The sequence below is a fragment of the Collimonas sp. GW821-FHT07E08 genome (assembly GCF_059418905.1).
The window spans coordinates 136,940-157,897 of sequence record NZ_JBWKQR010000008.1 but is presented as its reverse complement, the minus strand read 5'-3'; the positions used below and the strand labels follow the sequence as shown (position 1 = coordinate 157,897).

The following is a 20,958-nucleotide window of genomic DNA, read 5'->3' as shown; positions in this document are numbered from 1 at the left end:
CGCTGGCCTGGCAGCGCCAGGCGATGCCGGCCAGCATAACAAAATCGGCGGCAGCTTACTTGAGCTGCCCTTCCGCCGACGGATATTCGTTCCAGTGCAGCTTTTGCCGCAAGGTGTCGTAATAACTCCAGCCGGCCGGATGCAAAAAGGTGATGGTATGTTCGGAGCGCCGTATCAGGATGCGGTCGCCATGCTGCAGGCTGGCCAGCGACTGCATGTCGAAATTGGCGCTCATGTCGCGGCCGTTGACGATTTCGATCACGATTTCGCTGCTGTCAGGGATCACGATAGGCCGGTTCGACAGCGCATGCGGCGCAATCGGCACCAGCACGATGCCGCCCAGCGAGGGATGCAGCAAAGGGCCGCCGGCGGACAGGGAATACGCGGTCGAGCCGGTCGGCGTCGCCACGATCAGGCCGTCGGAACGCTGGTTGTACATGAAGCGGCCGTCGACCTCGACCATCAGTTCCGCCATGCCCGATCCGGCGCCGCGCGCCACCACCACGTCGTTGAACGCCAGCGCGCTGAAGATCTGCTGGCCGTCGCGCATGACCGAGCCTTGCAACAGGCTGCGCCGTTCCGATTCGACTTTACCGTCCAGCATTTCGCCCAGCACCGGCAGCATGCGCTCCAGCGAGATATCGGTGATGAAACCGAGGCGACCCTGGTTGATGCCGATCAAGGGCACATCGTAAGGAGCCAGCTGGCGCGCAATGCCCAGCATGGTGCCATCGCCGCCGACAATGATCGCGGCGTCAGCCTGCTGGCCGATCTGGGCCGGCGTCATCGCAGCGATCGGCAGCGCAACGTTCTGCGCAGTCTCGGTCTCCAGCACCACATGGTGGCCGCGTCCTTGCAGGAAATCGGCGATTTCAGTCAGCGACTCGGAAATGCCGGCGGCGAAATACTTGCCGACGATCGCAATGGTTTTCGGCATAGGTTCTAGCAAAACCGCTTGAGAAGGTAATTTTATAGGCCACATGCTGGCGATTAGACCATAATTTAGGCTTGCAATGAAGGATACGCACATGGCCCTGACGAATAATTCAGCTATCTTCCCTGGTTTCCGGCCCGGCAAATCGCCGGCCGTCAAAGCGGTGCTGTTCGACCTCGACGATACGCTGTGGCCGATCGTGCCGGTGATCGCGCGCGCCGAACAACTGCTGTTCGACTGGCTGCGCCAGAATGCTCCCGCGGTCGCCCGCGAGTTCACCATCGAGAGCCTGCGCCGGCAGCGCATGGAACTGGCGGCGAGCAACCCGGTGTTCAAGTTCGACCTGTGGCGGCTGCGCCATGCGGCGCTGACGATTGCTTTCAACAGCGTCGGCGAAGACGCCGGCAAAGTGGATGCGGCGATGGCGGTATTTTCCGAAGCGCGCCACGCGGTGACGCCGTTCGCCGACGTCCAGCCGGCCTTGGTGCGGCTCAGCCGGCGCCTGCCGCTGGGTACGGTCTCGAACGGTTTCGCCGATCTTGGCAAAATCGGCCTGGCCCAGCATTTCCAGGCATCGATCGCGGCCCACAGCTTCGGCTGCGCCAAACCCGATCCCAGCATTTTCCATGCGGCTTGCGCAGCGCTGAACGTGGCGCCGGAACAAGCGGTGTATGTCGGCGACGACCCCTTGCTGGACGTGGCCGGCGCCCAGCAAGCCGGTTTGCAGGCGGTCTGGATCAACCGTTTCGAGCGCGTGCTGCCGGCCGGCATCAGCGCCCAGGCCAGCTGCGCCAGCCTGCTTGAGCTGGAGGCGTGGCTGGAACAAACCGCGGTTAGCCGCTAAAACAGTGTATAAGTGCATGCATAAGCCGCTGGCACGCAAGCCCGGCGCTCGCTAAAATACAACCATATGCAACTAGATAATCGCGCTCAAACCCTGCTCAAAGCCCTGGTCGAACGGTATATCGCCGACGGCCAGCCGGTTGGCTCGCGTGCCTTGTCCAAGATCTCGGGCCTGGAACTGTCGCCGGCGACGATACGCAACATCATGGCGGACCTTGAGGAAATGGGCTTTGTCGCCAGTCCCCACACCTCTGCCGGCCGGGTGCCTACCCCGCGCGGCTACCGCATGTTTGTCGACACCCTGCTGACGGTCGAGCCGATTGACGAAACCGCGCTGGAATCGAAGATGCAGGCGCGGCTGCAGCCAAATTCGCAACAAAAGATCATTGCCAATGCGGCACAAGTGTTGTCATCTCTATCGCATTTTGCGGGAGTGGTGCTGTCGCCGCGGCGCGAATCGATTTTCCAGCAGATCGAATTCCTGCGGCTGTCGGAAAAACGCATCCTGCTGGTGATCGTCAGCCCCAACGGCGACGTCCAGAACCGGCTGCTGCTGACCGATGTCGACTACAGCCCGGCCAAGCTGGTGCAGGCCGCCAATTACATCAACCAGCATTACGGCGGGCTCAGCCTGGACGATGTCCGCCTGCGCCTGCAGGGCGAACTGCGCAAGCTGCGCGACGACATGACCTGGCTGATGCAGGCCGCGGTCGAAGCCGGCAGCGACGCCATGACCGACAACAGCGACGAAGTGGTGATTTCGGGCGAACGCAACCTGCTCAGCGTCACCGACTTGTCCTCGAACATGGATTCCTTGCGCAAGCTGTTCGACATGTTCGAGCAAAAGACCGGCCTGATGCAGCTGCTCGACATCTCGGGCAAGGCCACCGGCGTCCAGATTTTCATCGGCGGCGAATCGCAGCTGGTGCCGATGGACGAAATGAGCGTGGTGACCGCGCCCTACGAGGTCAACGGCAAGATTGTCGGCACGCTGGGCGTGATCGGCCCGACCCGGATGGCGTATGAACGCGTGATCCCGATCGTCAATATCACCGCCAAGCTGCTGTCGAACGCCTTGAGCCATAGCTGAACCCGCCTGGAACATGTCCCGCAACGACGCCGTCATCGACTATATCCGCGAGCTGCTGGCGCCGCTGGGCGCCATCAGCGCGCGCAGGATGTTCGGCGGCTACGGCGTCTACCACGATAGCGTGATGATCGCCCTGGTTGCCGATGGCGTCCTGTATCTCAAGACCGACGACCAAACCCGGCCGCAGTTCGCCGCCGCCGGATGCACGCCCTGCGTCTTCGAAAGCAAAGGAAAAACCATTGAGATGAGCTACTGGTCGGCGCCTGAAGACGCGATGGATTCAGCTGCGGCGATGACGCCCTGGGCGCGCCTGGCCTATGCGGCAGCGGTGCGCAAGGCTAATGCCAAGCCGGCGCCGAAGGCGCGCAAGCGCAAGGCAGCGTAAGAACTGGCATCAGCCTTTTTTCTTGCGGCAATCGCGGCAATGGCCGTACAGCGCCAGCGCATGGTCGGCGATTTCGAAACCGTGTTCCTTGGCGACGATTTTCTGGCGCTTTTCAATTTCTTCGTCGTAAAACTCTTCCACCAGGCCGCAATCCAGGCAAACCAGATGGTCGTGGTGCGAGCCTTCATTGAGTTCAAACACGGCCTTGCCGGTTTCAAAATGATTGCGCTGCAACAGCCCGGCCTGCTCGAATTGGGTCAGTACGCGGTACACGGTCGCCAGGCCTACATCGAGGTTGTCGCTCAGCAGGATTTTATAAACGTCCTCGGCGCTCAGGTGGCGTACTTCGCTATTCTGGAAGATTTCCAGGATTTTGAGGCGTGGCAACGTGGCTTTGAGGCCGCTGGCTTTCAGTTCGGATGGATTGTTCGGCATGTTTTGGTCACAAATGGATGATCTGCTTTATCATATAGCGTTTTAGCACAGTTGCTCAATCAATTGAGATCCTTATGCGAATGTTGCTCTCCCCTGTCCGTACCTCCGCTTTGACCGCTGCAGTTGTCTTCATGGCCGCCCTGGCCGGCTGCGCTTCAAAAAAACCCCTGCTCGACCAGCCCGCCGCCAGCGCAGATCCGGCGGCGGCCCCTGTGGTCACCGATACCAGCGGGGTGCAAACCGTCAAGCATCGGCGCTTCCTGGGCATCTTCTCTCCTTACCGGATCGACATCCAGCAGGGAAATTTTGTCTCGAAAGAAATGTTGGCACAAGTTAAAGAAGGCATGACGCGGGAACAAGTGCGTTTCGCGCTCGGCACGCCGCTGCTGACCGACCTGTTCCATGAAGATCGCTGGGACTACGTGTTCCGCCTGCAAAAAGGCAATGGCGAAATCACCACCAGCCGGGTCAGCGTTTTCTTCAACGGCAACCTGCTGGCGCGCGTCGACGGCGGCAACCTGCCTACCGAGAACGACTACTTGGACCGGCTTTCAGGCGGCGCGGCAGAAGCCAGGAGGAGCGTCAAGAATGTGGAAATCGCCCCAACCGTGCCTAGCGCGCCAGGCCCTTCCAAGAACTGATTTATAAATTGTCCAGATCGTCGAATTGATAATGACTCAGATGAAAATAGCCGTTGCAGGCGCCTCGGGACGCATGGGACGCATGCTGGTCGAGGCGATCCAGAACGCCGACGACGCGCTGCTGGCCGGTGCGCTGGGCGTGCCGGGCACGCCTGAATTGGGAACCGACGCTGCGGCGTTCCTGGGCAAGCCTGCCGATGTCCTGATCGAAGCCGATCTGGCCAAAGGCTTGGCGCAAGCGGCCTACCTGATCGATTTCACCCGTCCCGAAGGCACGCTGAAACATCTGGAGTACTGCGCCGCCCATGGCATCAAGATGATTATCGGCACCACCGGTTTCGATGAAGCCGGCAAGGCTGCGATCGCGGCGGCGGCGAAAAAGACCGCCATCGTGTTCGCCTCCAACATGAGCGTCGGCGTCAATGTCACGCTGAAATTGCTGGAAATGGCAGCCAAGAGTTTCTCCCATGGCTACGACATCGAAATCATCGAAGCCCATCATCGCCATAAGGTCGACGCCCCCTCCGGCACTGCGCTGATGATGGGTGAAGTCGTCGCTGACGCGCTCGGGCGCAAGCTGGACGACGTCGCAGTCTATGCCCGCGAAGGCATCACCGGGGAACGCGATCCTTCCTCGATCGGTTTTGCCGCCATCCGCGGCGGCGATATCGTCGGCGACCATACGGTGCTGTTTGCCGGCATCGGCGAACGCGTAGAGATCACGCACAAGTCATCCAGCCGTGTCACTTACGCCCAGGGCGCCTTGCGCGCGGCACGTTTCCTGCGCGACAAGAGCAGCGGCCTGTATGACATGCAGGATGTACTGGGCCTGCGCTGACGCCGGCCTGCAGCAAACTCCTCTCTCCAAGTAATTCACTGAATCCGGCGGGGCCGCCTGGCCTCGCCGGTTTTCCCCCTGGCCTCCGCGTCCTTCCCGCAGTTTCCCTTCGCTAGTCCGCTGTACCGCTTCCGCATCAGCACTTTCCTCTTGGCAATTCAATAATTCGATCAAATCACTCCAGCTTGCAAGTTTGCATGTAACATCCTATTTTTATTTGTATCTTAATGTGTCGACGAGTAACAAAACCGGTACAGCCCTGCAAAACATATATTTTTAGCACTACTTTCACCCCCATTCTGATCGCCCACGCATATGACTTTGTCCTCTTACAATCACCTTTTGTGGTCGGCGGGCCCTCCCGGGTATATCGGAATTCCGTTCATGCTGGCGCTGGCGATCGCAGAATGGGGCGTCTACCTGGTGCCGACCAGCCTGGTCGGCTTGTGGATCAGCGGTGGCAGGGCTACCCGCCGGCTTTCCCTCAAGGCAATCGTCACGACCGCCGCAGCGGTACTGGCCAGCAAACTCATCCCGCCGCTCTGGGATACCCTGGTCCCGGCCGCATGGAATGACTACCTGTACCAGGCTAAAAGCACGCATTGCGTCTCGCCCAGCGTGACGATTGCCATCATCCTGGCCACCGGCCTGACACTATGGACGGCAAAAACCATCAAGATCAAATGGATAGGCGTATTGCTGGTGATGCTGTCGCTGGCCGTCAGCTGGGCCAAGATTTTCCTTGGCGTGCACTATCCGCTGGATATTTTTGTCGCCGGCCTGGTTTCCCTGGCGATGATGCTGGCCATGAACAGCCGGTATGGCAAAGCCATCAGCCTCGGCGCCGTGCGGCTCCTTCACGGCCGCCTGCAAAACCTGGCGTTGCTGTCGGAAATATCCCTTTTCTTCTTCCCCCGGCCAGCCCTGCCCCGCGCCGGCAACAGCAGTCCGCGCATTACTCTGCACACCTGCCTGAAGCACTCGCCGCGCGGCCTGTCGTATTTCGCCAAGCAGATCAAGCTGAGCGCCCGCACCGTGATCCACTACCAGCAGACGCAGCGCTGGCTGGCCTACTGGAATGCAACGCCGATGCACGCCAAACTGGCGCAAGCCACGCCCAGGCTGCTGCAAAAAATCTATCGCCCCTACCAGTCGCTGCGCCTGCGCAGCCAGGACCGGATGAATATCCTGGTCAGCCACTACGATTTCATTTTCCGGCAAGGCCTCGGCCCCCTGGTGCTGAGCGCGGCGCACGCGCCGCTGCTGCTAGGCAGTTTCAGCGGAAAATCCGGCGCCATCTATGAAATCCAGCTGTCGGCGATTGCCACGCTCGACCGCGAAGGCGAACTGGCGCTCGACCTGTACAGCGACCAGCAGCGCCTGTTCTCGGTAGCCTTCACCTTTTACGGCAGTGAACTGGTCCCCTGCGTCGGCGTCGGCTGCCTGCAAGGCCCGCGCGGCAGCAATGCCCAGGAGCGGGTGCGCAACGCCACCCGCGACATGTTCGGCCTGCGCCCGAAAGGCTTGATGCTGCGCCTGGTGAGGGAAATCGGCCGGGCTTACGGCTGCAAAAAGCTGATCCTGGTAGGCAACCGGAACCGGGTCTTGTTTCATCAGATCCGCACCGGCAAGGTGCTCGCCGATTATGATGATTTTTGGCAAGAAATGGGGGCGACCCGCCGTCCCGACGGTGAATACCAGCTCTGCTGCGAGGCGATTCCCGTCCCCAACCTGCAGGAAATCCCGTCACACAAGCGCTCGGAAGCGCGCAAACGCATTGAGCTCACGGAACGCGCGGTCGCGGCTACCCTGAACGGCTTTGCCGGCCCCCTCAACGCCATCTGAAACGCCGCGGCCGGCCGGTATTGCGCACGCATAGCGCTACTCCACCCCACCTATACGCTAAAGCAGCATCCGAACCAGTATAATCACTGGTTCGGATGCCATGAGTATTGGCTCAGCAAGTTCACATTCCGATTCGCAGCGACCAAGATGCTTGAATTCGTCCCGGCCGACGTTTGATCTCCAGCCGACGATGCGGCGCCTTGTTCTTTTGCAAAGCGGAATAACATTCACCTTTTAGCTCCCGTCATGCAAGAAAAATACAGCCCGACCGACGTCGAAAAATCAGCACAAGACCACTGGCAATCCATCGACGCCTACAAGACCGTCGAACATGCCAAGGACCAGCACGGCCAAGAGAAAAAGAAATTCTATGCCTGCTCGATGCTGCCTTACCCTTCAGGCAAGCTGCATATGGGCCACGTGCGCAACTACACCATCAACGACGTGATGTACCGCTACCTGCGGATGAACGGCTACAACGTGCTGATGCCGATGGGCTGGGACGCGTTCGGCATGCCGGCGGAAAACGCCGCGATGGCCAATAACGTGCCGCCTGCGCAATGGACCTACGCCAACATCGAGCACATGAAGAAGCAGATGCAGGCGATGGGGCTGGCGATCGACTGGTCGCGCGAAATGACTGCCTGCACGCCGCAATACTACAAGTGGAACCAGTGGATGTTCCTGAAGATGCTGGAGCAAGGCATCATCTACAAAAAGACAGGCACCGTGAACTGGGATCCGGTCGACCAGACCGTGCTGGCCAATGAGCAAGTGGTCGACGGCCGCGGCTGGCGCTCCGGCGCGCTGATCGAGAAGCGCGAAATCCCGATGTACTACGCCAAGATCACCGACTACGCCGAAGAGCTGCTGGAGCACGTTGAAACCAAATTGCCGGGCTGGCCGGAACGGGTGCGCCTGATGCAGGCCAACTGGATCGGCAAGTCGACCGGCGTGCGCTTTGCGTTCCCGCACAAGATCGCAGAAGACGGCAAGCTGATCCAGGACGGCAAGCTGTGGGTATTCACCACCCGCGCCGACACCATCAAGGGCGTGACCTTCTGCGCTGTGGCGCCGGAACATGCGCTGGCCACCTTTGCCGCCAAGACCAATCCCGAGCTGGCGGAATTCATCGCCGAATGCAAAAAGGGCAGCGTCATCGAAGCCGACATGGCGACGATGGAAAAAAAAGGCATGCCGACCGGCTTGCACGTGTCGCATCCGCTGACCGGCCAGCTGATCGAAGTCTGGGTCGGCAACTACGTCTTGATTACCTATGGCGACGGCGCCGTCATGGGCGTGCCGGCGCACGATGAGCGCGACTTTGCGTTCGCCCAGAAATACGTGCTGCCGATCCGTCCGGTGATTGCCGTCGAAGGCAAGACCTACTCCGAGGAGAGCTGGCACGACTGGTATGCCGACAAGGAAAACGGCGTCTGCGTCGATTCCGGCAAATACGATGGCCTCCACTACCAGGAAGCCGTCGATGCGGTCGCCGCCGACCTGGCGGCGCACGGCCTGGGCGAGAAGAAAATCACCTATCGCCTGCGCGACTGGGGCATTTCGCGCCAGCGTTACTGGGGCACGCCTATCCCCATCATCCACTGCAGCGATTGCGGCGACGTGCCGGTGCCGGAAAAAGACTTGCCGGTGATCCTGCCGGAAGACTGCGTGCCGGACGGCAGCGGCAATCCACTCAACAAGCACGAAAAATTCCTGCATGTGGACTGCCCTCAATGCGGCAAGCCGGCGCGGCGCGAAACCGACACCATGGACACCTTCGTCGACTCGTCCTGGTATTACATGCGTTATTGCTCGCCAAACAGCAACGACGCCATGGTCGACTCGCGCAACGATTACTGGATGCCGATGGACCAGTACATCGGCGGCATCGAACACGCCGTGCTGCATCTGCTGTACGCCCGTTTCTGGACCAAGGTCATGCGCGATTTCGGCCTGATCAAGTTCGACGAGCCGTTCACCAACCTGCTGACCCAGGGCATGGTGCTCAATGAAACCTATTTCCGCGAAGACGCCAGCGGCAAGAAGACCTGGCACAACCCGGAAGATGTGGAACTGACTTTCGACGACAAGGGCCGGCCGCTCACCGCCACCCTGAAAACCGACGGCAAGCCGGTGGAGATCGGCGGCACCGAAAAGATGTCGAAGTCGAAGAACAACGGCATCGATCCGCAAGCCCAGATCGACCAGTACGGCGCCGACACCGCGCGCCTGTTCACGATGTTTGCCTCGCCGCCGGAACAGACCCTGGAATGGTCGGGCACCGGAGTTGAAGGCGCCAACCGCTTCCTGCGCCGGGTGTGGGCCTTCAGCCATGCCCGCGCCGCCAATATTGTGCCGAGCGCAGCAGGGGATTTTTCCGGCTTGAACGATGTGCAGAAAACATTGCGGCGCGAAGTGCACAAGATTTTGCAGCAAGCCGACCATGACTTGAAGCGGATCCAGTACAACACCGTGGTGTCGGCCTGCATGAAAATGCTGAACACCCTGGAAGCGGCCAAGCTCGACCAGTCGCCGGCCAGCAATGCGGTATTGACTGAGGGCCTGTCGATTTTCCTGCGGGTGCTCAATCCGATAGCGCCGCACATCACCCACGCGCTGTGGCAGGAGCTCGGCTTTGCCGCCGTGCACGGCGACATCCTCGACGCCAGCTGGCCGCAAGTGGACGGCAAGGCGCTGGAACAAAGCGAAATCGAAATGATGATCCAGGTGAACGGCAAGCTGCGCGGCAGCATCACTGTCGCCAAGGATGCCGACAAGGCCAGCATCGAGGCCGCTGCGCTGGCGAACGAGAGTGTCCGGAAATACCTCGAAGGCGCGCCGAAGAAAATCATCGTGGTGCCGGGAAAACTGGTCAATATCGTCGCCTGACCTCGCGTATGGCCGGACCACCAGGTCCGGCCTCGAATCTTGAAACAAGGAATGCCCGAATGTTGAATAGAATGCCTCTCAGAATGCCCGCCGATTCCCGCAACTGGCTGCGCTGGCCGTTGATACTGGCCATGACCGCGCTGCTGTGCGCCTGCGGCTTCCATCTGCGCGGCACGGCCAACTTGCCATTCAAGTCGCTATACATGACCTTTGGCGCCAACTCGCCGCTGGGGATCGAGCTGAGGCGCAATATCCTGGCCAGCGGCAATACCCAGGTGCTGAGCTCTGCCGAGGGCGCCGAGGCAACGCTGGATGTGCTGGCCGAGACGCGTGAAAAAGTCATCCTGACCACCAACAGTTCGGGCCGGGCCAGCGAGTACATGCTGTATTACCGGCTGACTTTCCGGGTTATCGACGCCCAAAAGAAGGAATTGCTGCCGGCCACCCAGATCACGCTGAAACGCGATATCAGCTACAACTCGTCGCAAGAACTGTCGAAGGCAGCGGAAGAAGTCCTGCTGTACCGCGACATGCAGTCAGACATGGTGCAGCAGATCCTGCGCCGCCTGGCCGCCATCAAGACTGCCCAGCCGACCCAGCCTGAAACCGTGCCGGCAGCAACTCCGGCGCCGGTTCCGGCTCCCTCCAAATAACCAGGGCCGGTGCATGCAACTGCGGCTTGACGCGCTGGACGGCCATTTGGCGAAAACCCTGGCGCCCTTGTATGTGATCACCAGCGACGAGCATCTGCTGGCGCTGGAGGCATCCGACAAGATTCGCAAGAGCGCGCGCAGCAACGGTTGCAGCGAGCGCGACGTGCTGGTGGTCGACCGCAGCTTCAAATGGGGCGAGCTGCTGGCCGCCAACCAGTCGCAATCGCTGTTCGGCGATAAAAAACTGATCGAGCTGCGCATCCCTACCGGCAAGCCGGGCAAGGATGGCGGCCAGGCTTTGCAAAACTATACGGCAACGCTCAATCCCGACAACGTCACCATCATTACCCTGCCCAAGCTCGACTGGGCGACGCAAAAGGCAGCCTGGGTCGCCACCCTGCAACAGAGCGCGGTGTATATTGATATTCCGCTGGTGGAACGGGCGCATTTGCCGAACTGGATCGGCGTGCGGCTGGCGGCCCAGCAGCAAAGCGCCGACCGCCAGTCGCTGGATTTCATCGCAGACCGGGTCGAAGGCAACCTGCTGGCGGCACACCAGGAAATCCAGAAACTGGCTTTGCTGCACCCACCCGGCAAACTGAGTTTTGAACAGTGCCACGATGCGGTGCTCAACGTCGCGCGCTATGATGTATTCAAGCTCAACGAAGCGATGCTGGTCGGCGATGCGGCGCGCCTGGTGCGGATGATGGATGGCTTGAAAGGTGAAGGCGAAGCGCTGCCGCTGGTGCTATGGGCGGTTTCAGAGGAAATCCGCACCTTGCTGAAATTGAAATCGGCAGCCAGCCAGGGACGGCCGATTCCCGCGCTGCTGAAGGAATACCGTATCTGGGGGCCACGCGAGAGGCTGATGGAACCGGCGCTGCGGCGCCTGAGCCTGGCGACGCTGGAGGCGGCCCTGAAGGATGCGGCGCAAATCGACAAGATGGTGAAAGGCTTGCGTGCAAAAGCCTTTTCCGGCGATGCATGGGATGCATTGCTGCAGTTGGAATTAAAACTAATTGGGGACAGAGTTTAAGAGGCGCCGCCGTGCGCCGAATTACTCTGTCCTCAACTAACTAGACAGACGAAACGCGTAAATTGCAAAGAAGAATTTAGGCATATGAACATTCAACAATACATGACCGAAGTCGGACAACGGGCACGCGCCGCATCGCGCGCCATGGCGCGCGCCGATACCGCGGTCAAGAACCGCGCACTGAGCCTGATCGCCGCCGCCATCCGGCGCGACGCCGACCTGCTGCGCGCCGCCAACCAGGTCGATCTCGAAACGGCGCGCGCCAACGGCCTGGCGCCGGCGATGCTGGACCGCCTGACGCTATCGGAACAGGCTATCGCCACCATGGTGGCCGGGCTCGAACAGATTGTCGCCCTGCCCGATCCGATCGGCGAAATTTCGAACATGAAATACCGTCCCACCGGCATCCAGGTAGGCCAGATGCGAGTGCCGCTGGGCGTCATCGGCATCATTTACGAAGCCCGGCCGAACGTCACGGTAGATGCCGCGGGCCTGTGCATCAAGAGCGGCAACGCCACCATCCTGCGCGGCGGCTCCGAAGCCCATCATTGCAACCAGGCGCTGGCCAGGCTGGTGCAGGAGGGGCTGGCCGGCGCCGGCCTGCCGCAGGACGCGGTGCAGGTAGTCGACACCACAGACCGTGCCGCGGTCGGCGCCCTGATCACCATGCCGCAATATGTCGACGTCATCGTGCCGCGCGGCGGCAAGGGCCTGATCGCACGCCTGATCAAGGAGGCCACGGTGCCGATGATCAAGCATCTCGACGGCATCTGCCACGTCTATATCGACGACCAGGCCGATCTCGACAAGGCCGCGAAGATTGCCTTCAATGCCAAATGCCATCGTTATGGCACTTGCAACACCATGGAAACCCTGCTGGTGGCGCGCGCGGTTGCGCCGCAGGTCTTGCCGCAGCTGGCCAAGCTGTACCAGGGCAAGGAAGTCGAACTGCGCGCCGACGACGAAGCCCGGGCCATCCTCGCCGGTTATCCCTACCTGGCCGCCGCCAGCGAGGAAGACTGGCGCACCGAATACCTGGCGGCGATCCTGTCGGTCAAGATCGTTGCCGACGTGGATGAGGCAATCGCCCATATCAACACCTATTCCTCGCAGCACACCGACAGCATCGTCACCGAGAACCACTCGCGGGCCATGCGTTTCCTGCGTGAAGTCGATTCCGCATCGGTCATGATCAATGCCTCGACCCGTTTTGCCGACGGTTTCGAATTCGGCCTGGGCGCCGAGATCGGCATTTCCAACGACAAGCTGCATGCGCGCGGCCCGGTCGGCCTCGAGGGCCTGACCTCACTGAAATATGTCGTGTTCGGGCACGGCGAAGTACGCGAATAAAATGCAGCATGCGGCGGGTGTGCCGATACTGCCGCCGCCGGTTCTTTGTTTGCGGACCAGGGCAAGAAGCCCTGGTCCCGTTTAAGCTATTGCCCGATATCCGCAGCGCCGGTTTGCATTGGCGTTGCATGCAGCACCAATCACCCTTCCCGCAATAATCAAAAAAAGGAACGCCATGCTTTGGATCAAATCGCTGCATATTGTCTTCATCGCATCATGGTTTGCCGGCCTCTTTTACCTGCCGCGGATCCTGGTCAACCTGGCACAGGAAACCGATACCGCAGCCACCGGCAGATTGCTGCTGATGGCGCGCAAGCTGTATCGCTTCACGACCATGCTGGCGCTGCCCGCCATCGTATTCGGCGCGTGGCTGTGGCTCGGCTATGGCATAGGCAAAGGTCCAGGCAACGGCTGGCTGCATGCCAAACTGTTCCTGGTGATCCTCGTGATCGGCTACCACCACGCCTGCGGCAGCCTGCTGAAGAAATTTGAAAACGGGGCGAATACCCGCAGCCATGTCTGGCTCCGCTGGTTCAATGAAGTCCCGGTCCTGCTGCTGCTCGCCATCGTTATCCTGGTGGTTGTCAAACCGTTCTAAGCCCATCCGAGGACCAGCCATGAGCAAGCTCTGTGAATATTATTTTGCGCCGCATTCGCCATTCGCCTACCTGGGCCATGCGCGCCTGGTGGCGCTATCCCATCAATACGATGTCAAGATCGCATTAAAACCCTGCGACTTGTCCAAGGTCTTCAACACCTCCGGCGGCTTGCCGCTCGCCAAACGGGCGCCCCAGCGCCAGGCTTACCGGCTGGAGGAGCTGCGGCGCTGGAGCGAATACCTGCAGGTGCCGCTGAACCTGCACCCGACTTTCTTTCCGGTGCAGAGCGACGACGCCGCAAAACTGATCATCGCCAGCCAGCTTGCGCACGGCACGGAAGCCGCCCTGGCGCTGACCGGCGCTATAATGCGCGCAGTCTGGGCCGAACAGCGCAATATCGCTGACCACGCCACCCTGGCAGCGATCGCCTCGGAACTGGGGCACGACGGCAAGACCTTGCTGAAATCGGCGGAAACCGCCAGCGTCCAGAGCGAATTCGACCGTTTTACCGAGGAAGCCATTTCCGCCAACATCTTTGGCGCGCCCTGGTATGTAGTCGACGGCGAAGCATTCTGGGGCCAGGACCGGCTGGACTTCGTAGAGCGTGCATTCGCCAGATAAATATATTTTTCTTACCGCCTGGCTAGTCAAGGTAGCCAGGTGCAACCGCAGTATCAACGGATAAAGGGTACCCCATGTCACATCTATCAACAGATTCGCATTCCTATTTTTGCCCCTGCCCGCGCGGGCTGGAAGCCGCGCTGGCTGAAGAACTGAATGAAATAGCGCAGTTCAGCGCACCCGCCGTCACCCTCAAGGTCCATAACCAGGTGCCGGGCGGCGTCCACTGCTCCGGCCTGCTGAGCGACGCCTGGCGCATCAACCTGCACTCGCGCATCGCCAGCCGGGTGCTGCTGCGCCTGACACATGGCGCGTACAAGAACGAAAACGATATCTACGACATGACGCTGGAACAGGAATGGGAAAGCTGGTTTCCGGTCAGCCATACCATCCGGGTTGACGTCACCGCGGTGAAATCGCCGCTGCGCAGCCTGCAATTCACCACGCTCAAGATCAAGGATGGCATTTGCGACCGTTTCCGCGACCTGTGCAATGAACGACCTTCGGTAGACACCGGCACGCCGGACATGCGTATCGTCGGTTTCCTCGATGCCCATAACTTCACCCTGTACCTGGATACCTCCGGCGAAGCCCTGTTCAAGCGCGGCTGGCGCGCCGAAACCGGCGATGCGCCGCTGCGCGAGAATCTCGCCGCCGGCCTGCTGCGCACCTCCGGCTGGAAGCCAGGCACCGTTTTGTTCGATCCCATGTGCGGCTCCGGCACCATCCTGGTGGAAGCCGCCCAGATCCTCGCCGGCATCCCGGCTGGCGCCCGGCGCCGCTTTGCCTTTGAAAAATTCAACGATTTCGAGAGCGCCAAATGGCTGGCGATCAAAGGCAGTTTCAAGCCGAATCCTTTGCCGGCCACGCCGACCATCTTCGGCAGCGACATCTCCGGCGACATGGTGCAGATCGCGGCGAACAACCTGCGCAATGCCGGCATCCTGTTTGAAGTGCCGGTCAAGCAGATCGAAGCGCAAGAGGTCAAACCGCCTGCCGACGCAGAACACGGCATCATGCTCACCAATCCGCCTTACGGCGAACGGATCGGCGTGCGCGGCGACAGCACCCTGAGCAGCGACGACTTGCTGACCGCTTTCTTCAGCGCGTTCGGCACCACGCTGAAGCAGCGCTTTGCCGGCTGGAGCATCTTCCTGTTTTCGGCCGACCTCGGCTTGCCCAAGCTGCTGCGCCTGAAAGAAGCGCGCAAGACGCCTTTCTTCAATGGTGCGCTGGAATGCCGGCTGTTCCGCTTCGACATGGTGGCAGGCTTCAACCGGCGCGAAGCGGCCAAGCCAAAAGCAGAATGACCGCCTGCCTTCCTTGACAAGGTTTCAATAAAACAAGCGCAATCTTTGCGCTTGTTTCACGTCTGGCCGCCTAGGCTCTCAGCCGCTATTCCCATCTCCCCCCAAAATTCAGCCTCCTTGGAAACAACCTTGCCTACGTGCATCGTCGGCAAGGCGCGGCTGATATTTCCCGCTCGGCATCTTTTCCAGATTACGCCAACGGATGCGCTAAAAACGCTTGCATTCCCTGCTCAGGTGACGAATAATACAAATACGAATTGTTCGCATTTACAGAAAGGACTATAATGAGCCAGACGATCCGACGCGAAACACAAGTTGAGAAAACCCCTGTGTCCAGCATCACGAAGTCAGTTGCATCAGCAGTCACGCGAATCAAGAGCCAGGATCTGTTCAAGCAAATGCGCGAACTGGAAATCGATCACGGCGGCCGGATTTACAAGCTGCGGCTGACGCAACTGAACAAGCTGATCCTGACCGCTTAATTGGAAACTTGAGCACGGCGTTTTTTAATTGGTCCAACACCAGCCCGCCCGCAGCAAGCGCCAGCCAGCGAGATACTGATATAGGAGTGCTGATGGTATCGGAGAAAATCAATCCGGCTTTTGTGGAGCCAAACGGCGCGCCGGCACAGCCGGAACTGCTGGTCTCGGCGGTGCTGCACCTGATGTCGCAGTACACCGCCAACAGCCAGGAAATCAGCGGTTGCGTCAAGCTGGCCTCGGTGATCGAGCGGCATCTTAAGGCGCTGGCGGATTTGCCGAACCTGGCGCCGGTATTACGGGCAACCTGCCTGCAGTTGTCGGAGCAGTGGGGCACGGTAGTAGAGAGCACGATGCCGCGGCCTGAGAAATACAGCCTGTTCAGCAGGTTCGGGACCGCAAGCCGGGTCTGTTAAAGAAGCATCGCGCAATAATAACCAACCGCCGCAAGGACATCTCTGTCGGCGGACTTTTATTTCTTAATCTGCCTTTTAACCATGGCAGTGAGGTACAAAATGATCGTTTGTGTTTGCAATAACGTGTCGGATCGGAAAATCCGGCAGGCAGTCGATTCGGGCATGTCTTCCATGTCTGAATTGCGCGAGAACCTGGGGATTGCCACCTGCTGCGGGAAATGCCATTCCTGCGCGAAGAGCGTGTTGCGCGAATGCCTGGATAACCGCGCTCCGGCTGCCTTGCGTCATGTTCAAGCATTGGTATTCCAACAAAACATACAAGCTGCCTAGTACCCGGCAGGATCAGCGCAACCATGTCGTCAGCAACAATCAGTTCCCCTGCGCTTGCGTGGAAAAAGATCAAACGCATCGGCCCCCTGGGCACGATCCTGCTGCTTCACGTCGCATTTTTCTGGGCATTGAAAAGCGGCCTGATCCACCAGGCCGCGCAGGCCGTCCCAAAAGAAATCTTCGCCAGCTTCGTCACGCCCGAAAAGGCGCCTGAGCCGACGCCGGCCGCACCTACGCCGGTCGCACCAAAAACCGTCGCCGTCGTAAAGAAGAACATTGCACCGCCGCGCCCAACGCCGGTCGTCAACACTACGCCGTCGGAAACCGCCATTTCGGCGCCGACGCCGGCGCCGCAGCCGCCGCAGCATGAAGAACCGGCCGCAGCAGCGCCACCGGCGCCCCCCGCCGCCCCGCCCCAGCCGCGCACCATCACCTCCGGCGTCGAATACCTCCAGCCGCCCGATGTGAAATATCCTGCCGTCTCCAAGCGCATGGGCGAGGAAGGCAAGTCGGTCATCCGCGTCCTGATCAATGAAAAAGGCCGCGCCGAGCGCGTCGAGGTGCAAAAATCCTCCGGCTCCAGCCGTCTCGACGACGCCGCCAAACAAGCGGTGATGCGGGCTTTGTTCAAACCTTATATGGAAGACGGCAAGCCGCTGCCGGTGTTTGCCATCGTGCCCATCAATTTCCAGCTATCCAATTAATCAATGGCGCTCTTGGCGCTCCGCCGAGGCAGCCGCACTCAATTCACAGATACAAGGGGAGTTCATCATGGAAGTAAGTCCTTACGGATTGGAAGCGCTCTGGAGCCAGGGCGATTTCGTCATCAAAAGCGTCGCCGTGCTGCTGGTGGCGATGTCGATTGCGTCCTGGTACGTCATCCTGACCAAGGCCCTGCAAATCCTGCGCTTCCAGCGCGCGGCGCACGCCGCCGGCCACCAGTTCTGGGATACCACCAGCCTGCCGGAAGGCATCGCCACGCTGGGCACGGAGAATCCGTTTGCCGAAGTAGCCCAGGCCGGCGTCTCCTCGATGCGCCACCACGCCGCCCACAAGGGACATTTGCACGATCAGCTTTCGGTCAGCGACTGGGTCACCCTCTCTCTGCGCCAGGCCATCGACGAGGTTTCAGGCAAATTGCAGGCCGGCATGGCAGTGCTGGCTTCGGTCGGCTCCACCGCGCCTTTTGTCGGCCTGTTTGGCACTGTGTGGGGGATTTATCATGCGCTGGTGTCGATCGGCACTTCCGGCCAGGCCAGCATCGACAAGGTCGCCGGTCCGGTCGGCGAGGCGCTGATCATGACCGCCCTCGGCCTGGCCGTGGCGATCCCTGCTACCTTCGGTTATAACGCCTTGGTGCGCGGCAACAAGACCATCATCGCCAAGCTGAACAAATTCGGCTTTGACCTGCACGCCCTGTTCGTTACCGGCTCCCGTTCCAGCAACAACGAAACAGACCATGGCAACGGCTCGAACAATGGCGCCAAGCTGGTCGCCGTGAAAGGTGCATGATGGGCATGGGCTCCTTGTCCGATTCGGACGACGATTTCAATCCGGAGATCAACACCACGCCGCTGGTCGACGTGATGCTGGTGCTGCTGATCATCTTTATCATGACCATCCCGGTGATGAACCACGCGGTGAAGATCGATTTGCCGCGCGCCGCCAACCAGCCCGACCAGACCAAGCCGGAAAACATCAACCTGTCGATCGACGCCGACGGCAAGCTGTTCTGGAACGATGAAGTGGTTGACCGCAACGAACTGAATGCGCGGATTGCCGTTGCAGCGCAAAAGCAGCCGCAGCCGGAGCTGCATTTACGCGCGGCGCGCACGGTGCAGTATGAAAAAGTGGCCCAGGTGATGGCCGCGGCCCAATCCGGCGGCCTCGGAAAAATCGGCTTTGTCACCGATCCGGAGGCCAAGTAAGCCGATCGCTGGATAAGCGTTCGCGGCTACCAAACGCCGCCTCTGCAAAGGCCTGCGCATGTCGCCATGCGCAGGCTTTTTTCTTTCCAGCGCTATCGCGTTGATGCACAAATCACAATGAAAATGATTCGCGCTACCCAATGATGAAAAAGCTTATCGCATGCGCTATCATGGCTGCGATTTCGGTCGCATATCGTTTTAGCGACGCGCCGATCACGTGAGAAGCCGGAATACAGTCCAGAAATCCCCGACTTTATCCCTGAGCGCTCCGCATCCCATCACAGCGAGGTCCCCATGCAAGGCGAAAAACAAATCATCACGCTGCTCAACGCGCAGCTGACCAACGAACTGACAGCGATCAACCAGTATTTCCTGCATGCCCGCATGTACAAGCACTGGGGCCTGGAAAAACTCGGCAAGAAGGAATACGAAGAATCCATCGGCGAAATGAAGCACGCCGACAAGCTGATTGACCGCATCCTGATGCTGAACGGCTTGCCGAACCTGCAAGCGCTGCACAAGCTGATGATCGGCGAATCGACGCCGGAGATGCTGCAATGCGACCTGAAGCTGGAGCAAGGCGCGCAAAAGACCGTCAAGGATGGCATCGCTGCCTGCGAAAAAGCGGGCGATTATGTGTCGCGTGAACTGTTCAAGGAAATCCTTGAAGATACCGAAGAACATATCGACTGGCTGGAAACCCAGCTCGACCTGATCGACAAGGTCGGCCTGCAAAACTACCTGCAAAGCCAGATGGACGCCTGACCCGGCATCCATCCGGGCATACGGCTCACGGCTTCCGACTCACCATCGGAAGCCGTTTTTCCTTCCTCGGCGCTTACTGCGTCGATGCCAGCAAACGACGCATGACGGCTTCGGCAGTCAATGACGGACCATGCGCTTCGACGATTTTGCGCTTGCTGGTATGGCCGTGGGTAATGACGATCTTGCTGCGCGGCACATCCAGCAGCTCCGCCAGGTAGCGCACCAGCGCGTCATTCGCCTTGCCCTCGATAGGCTGCGCCTGCAAGCGCAGCTTGAGGACATTCTCCAGCGGGCCGATGATCTGGCTTTTCTTGGCGTTAGGCGTCACCTGCAGCGCCAGCCTGACGCCGCCGGCAACATCGGAGCACCATGCGGCGCCCGCCTTTTGGTTCATGCCACCGACATGATCAGGTAAATTACCAGCTGGTGCACCACCCGCAGCAGTATCAGCGCCGCCAGCGGCGACAGATCGATATTGCCGATCAGCGGGATAATCCTGCGCAAAGGGCGCAGCAGCGGCTCATTCAGCGCCCGTACGAAGGGCGCCAGTGGCGCATTCGGATTCACCCAGCTAAAGATCGCCTCGATGATCAGCAATGCGATCAGTCCATAGAATACCCACTGGAAAAACAGCAGCGCCGACAAGCTGAAGATCAGCGAAGCACTCAGCGCCGACCTGACGCCCAGTTCCAGCAGGATGCAGATGACAGCGACCACGACCGCGCCTATCAGGCTGGCCCAGTCATAGCCGCCTACCCCCGGCAACAAGCGCCGCATCGGCCGCACGGCCCAGTCGGACAAGGTGAAAATGAATTGCGCCAGCTGTTGCGGCGGCCGCACCCGCACCGCCTGGATCCAGAACCGAAGCAACAGGACACCGCCCAGGACGCTGGCGATAGTTTCGATAATCAAGGTGAAAATGTTCTGCAACACGACGTGTTTCCCTTTCCAGATGAAGCAGCGATTCAGGCGGACCGGCATCGGCGCCAGTCCATATACTGATAACTTACCCGAATTCGGGCGCAAGATGTAAGTCGGGAATGCGGACGAACGCCACAGTTCAAGGTTTAAGAAAAGAACGGACCGCCAGCCGGCTATCGTAGCAGTAATTTCCGAGAGGCTGGCGACCCGCTTGCACGAGCATATGCCGGCTGCCGGACGCACAGCGCTACCCGCCCTCTGCGATAACCGCCGCCACAAATAAAAACCCGCTGCAGGGCGCTAGGCCATACAGCGGGCGATATGCCTGAACTTAATCAGGCAAGCCGGCAAACGCTAATTACGGGCGTGTGCCAGTTGGGAACGGCCAAGCTGCTGCCGGGTTCAGCACTGTTGTTGCTGCTGGTGCTGCTGCTGGCTTTGCCGCTGGCTTCTTGGCTGCAGGTTTCGCTGCGGCCTTTTTAACAGCTGGCTTGGCGGCAGCAGGTTTCGCTGCTGCTTTAGCTACCGGCTTTTTTGCTGCTGGCTTAGCCGCGACTTTCTTAACTGCCGGCTTTTTTGCCGCTGGTTTCGCTGCTGCCTTAGCAACCGGCTTCTTGGCTGCTACTGCTTTCTTGGCTGCTGGCTTT

At 60.0% G+C, this 20,958-nt stretch carries 24 protein-coding genes and 1 pseudogene; 20 read left to right on the top strand and 5 right to left on the bottom strand.

The features are described 5' to 3' along the window. Positions 1 to 55: 55 nt before the first annotated feature. Positions 56 to 982 (bottom strand): NAD kinase, encoded by a 927-nt coding sequence (locus AC07RZ_RS12365; protein ID WP_144739353.1) that lies wholly within the window; start codon positions 980 to 982, stop codon positions 56 to 58. 46 nt (positions 983 to 1,028) lie between these two features. Between AC07RZ_RS12365 and AC07RZ_RS12360 the strand changes: the two genes are divergently transcribed. The 3 genes from AC07RZ_RS12360 to AC07RZ_RS12350 all read left to right on the top strand — a co-directional run bounded on the left by AC07RZ_RS12360 (position 1,029) and on the right by AC07RZ_RS12350 (position 3,252). Next, positions 1,029 to 1,778, top strand: a complete 750-nt coding sequence (locus tag AC07RZ_RS12360; RefSeq protein WP_494668110.1) for an HAD family hydrolase — start codon at positions 1,029 to 1,031, stop codon at positions 1,776 to 1,778. Between the two features lie 66 nt (positions 1,779 to 1,844). Then, a complete protein-coding gene (gene hrcA, locus AC07RZ_RS12355) occupies positions 1,845 to 2,867 on the top strand; it encodes a heat-inducible transcriptional repressor HrcA (RefSeq protein ID WP_494668109.1) in 1,023 nt (340 codons plus the stop codon). 13 nt (positions 2,868 to 2,880) lie between these two features. Next, the gene (locus AC07RZ_RS12350) at positions 2,881 to 3,252 is read left to right on the top strand and encodes a TfoX/Sxy family protein (protein WP_144739355.1); all 372 of its coding nucleotides are present in this window, start codon (positions 2,881 to 2,883) and stop codon (positions 3,250 to 3,252) included. A 9-nt stretch (positions 3,253 to 3,261) separates the two neighbouring features. Here AC07RZ_RS12350 and fur read toward each other — a convergent pair whose 3' ends face one another. After that, positions 3,262 to 3,687, bottom strand: coding sequence for a ferric iron uptake transcriptional regulator (fur, locus tag AC07RZ_RS12345; RefSeq protein WP_014007830.1), 426 nt, complete (start codon positions 3,685 to 3,687; stop codon positions 3,262 to 3,264). Between the two features lie 131 nt (positions 3,688 to 3,818). Here fur and AC07RZ_RS12340 point away from each other — a divergent pair, with 131 nt between their 5' ends. The 17 genes from AC07RZ_RS12340 (at position 3,819) to bfr (ending at position 19,390) form a co-directional block, all read left to right on the top strand. After that, complete coding sequence (locus AC07RZ_RS12340) at positions 3,819 to 4,328, top strand: outer membrane protein assembly factor BamE (protein WP_494668108.1); 510 nt, start codon at positions 3,819 to 3,821, stop codon at positions 4,326 to 4,328. A gap of 31 nt (positions 4,329 to 4,359) precedes the next feature. Beyond that, positions 4,360 to 5,166: a 4-hydroxy-tetrahydrodipicolinate reductase gene (dapB, locus tag AC07RZ_RS12335; protein WP_494668107.1), complete on the top strand. Its 807-nt coding sequence runs from the start codon at positions 4,360 to 4,362 to the stop codon at positions 5,164 to 5,166. Positions 5,167 to 5,550: 384 nt separating this feature from the next. Beyond that, positions 5,551 to 7,011 (top strand): DUF535 family protein, encoded by a 1,461-nt coding sequence (locus AC07RZ_RS12330; protein WP_494668106.1) that lies wholly within the window; start codon positions 5,551 to 5,553, stop codon positions 7,009 to 7,011. 246 nt (positions 7,012 to 7,257) lie between these two features. Continuing rightward, entirely contained in the window at positions 7,258 to 9,903 is a 2,646-nt protein-coding gene (gene leuS, locus AC07RZ_RS12325) for a leucine--tRNA ligase (RefSeq protein ID WP_494668105.1), read from the top strand. Between the two features lie 83 nt (positions 9,904 to 9,986). Beyond that, positions 9,987 to 10,556 carry an LPS-assembly lipoprotein LptE gene (locus AC07RZ_RS12320; protein ID WP_494668104.1) on the top strand — a complete coding sequence of 190 codons (570 nt, stop codon included), beginning with the start codon at positions 9,987 to 9,989 and terminating at the stop codon, positions 10,554 to 10,556. Positions 10,557 to 10,569: 13 nt separating this feature from the next. Further along, positions 10,570 to 11,592 (top strand): DNA polymerase III subunit delta, encoded by a 1,023-nt coding sequence (holA, locus tag AC07RZ_RS12315; RefSeq protein ID WP_494668103.1) that lies wholly within the window; start codon positions 10,570 to 10,572, stop codon positions 11,590 to 11,592. Positions 11,593 to 11,676: 84 nt separating this feature from the next. Next, entirely contained in the window at positions 11,677 to 12,942 is a 1,266-nt protein-coding gene (locus AC07RZ_RS12310; protein WP_494668102.1) for a glutamate-5-semialdehyde dehydrogenase, read from the top strand. 175 nt (positions 12,943 to 13,117) lie between these two features. Continuing rightward, complete coding sequence (locus AC07RZ_RS12305; RefSeq protein WP_494668101.1) at positions 13,118 to 13,540, top strand: CopD family protein; 423 nt, start codon at positions 13,118 to 13,120, stop codon at positions 13,538 to 13,540. A 19-nt stretch (positions 13,541 to 13,559) separates the two neighbouring features. Further along, positions 13,560 to 14,162 carry a 2-hydroxychromene-2-carboxylate isomerase gene (locus AC07RZ_RS12300; protein ID WP_144739364.1) on the top strand — a complete coding sequence of 201 codons (603 nt, stop codon included), beginning with the start codon at positions 13,560 to 13,562 and terminating at the stop codon, positions 14,160 to 14,162. 74 nt (positions 14,163 to 14,236) lie between these two features. Beyond that, positions 14,237 to 15,472, top strand: coding sequence for a THUMP domain-containing class I SAM-dependent RNA methyltransferase (locus AC07RZ_RS12295; protein ID WP_494668100.1), 1,236 nt, complete (start codon positions 14,237 to 14,239; stop codon positions 15,470 to 15,472). Between the two features lie 284 nt (positions 15,473 to 15,756). Further along, positions 15,757 to 15,954 (top strand): hemin uptake protein HemP, encoded by a 198-nt coding sequence (gene hemP, locus AC07RZ_RS12290; RefSeq protein ID WP_061541685.1) that lies wholly within the window; start codon positions 15,757 to 15,759, stop codon positions 15,952 to 15,954. A gap of 92 nt (positions 15,955 to 16,046) precedes the next feature. Beyond that, positions 16,047 to 16,367, top strand: coding sequence for a hypothetical protein (locus tag AC07RZ_RS12285; RefSeq protein ID WP_041742538.1), 321 nt, complete (start codon positions 16,047 to 16,049; stop codon positions 16,365 to 16,367). 99 nt (positions 16,368 to 16,466) lie between these two features. Then, a complete protein-coding gene (locus tag AC07RZ_RS12280) occupies positions 16,467 to 16,697 on the top strand; it encodes a (2Fe-2S)-binding protein (RefSeq protein WP_092397171.1) in 231 nt (76 codons plus the stop codon). A gap of 23 nt (positions 16,698 to 16,720) precedes the next feature. Further along, positions 16,721 to 17,401, top strand: coding sequence for an energy transducer TonB (locus AC07RZ_RS12275; protein ID WP_494668099.1), 681 nt, complete (start codon positions 16,721 to 16,723; stop codon positions 17,399 to 17,401). A gap of 67 nt (positions 17,402 to 17,468) precedes the next feature. Further along, positions 17,469 to 18,209, top strand: a complete 741-nt coding sequence (locus AC07RZ_RS12270) for a MotA/TolQ/ExbB proton channel family protein (protein WP_144739367.1) — start codon at positions 17,469 to 17,471, stop codon at positions 18,207 to 18,209. Next, a complete protein-coding gene (locus AC07RZ_RS12265; RefSeq protein ID WP_144739512.1) occupies positions 18,209 to 18,625 on the top strand; it encodes an ExbD/TolR family protein in 417 nt (138 codons plus the stop codon). Before AC07RZ_RS12270 ends, AC07RZ_RS12265 begins: the two co-directional genes overlap by 1 nt. Before the next feature lie 294 nt (positions 18,626 to 18,919). After that, entirely contained in the window at positions 18,920 to 19,390 is a 471-nt protein-coding gene (bfr, locus tag AC07RZ_RS12260) for a bacterioferritin (protein WP_014007847.1), read from the top strand. A 73-nt stretch (positions 19,391 to 19,463) separates the two neighbouring features. On the opposite strand, the gene AC07RZ_RS12255 is transcribed toward bfr, so the two are convergent. The 3 genes and pseudogenes from AC07RZ_RS12255 to AC07RZ_RS12245 all read right to left on the bottom strand — a co-directional run. Further along, complete coding sequence (locus tag AC07RZ_RS12255; RefSeq protein ID WP_494668098.1) at positions 19,464 to 19,784, bottom strand: DUF167 domain-containing protein; 321 nt, start codon at positions 19,782 to 19,784, stop codon at positions 19,464 to 19,466. Beyond that, positions 19,781 to 20,323 carry a YggT family protein gene (locus AC07RZ_RS12250; protein ID WP_092397173.1) on the bottom strand — a complete coding sequence of 181 codons (543 nt, stop codon included), beginning with the start codon at positions 20,321 to 20,323 and terminating at the stop codon, positions 19,781 to 19,783. Before AC07RZ_RS12250 ends, AC07RZ_RS12255 begins: the two co-directional genes overlap by 4 nt. Before the next feature lie 346 nt (positions 20,324 to 20,669). Then, positions 20,670 to 20,958: pseudogene (locus AC07RZ_RS12245) on the bottom strand (histone); the annotation flags it as partial.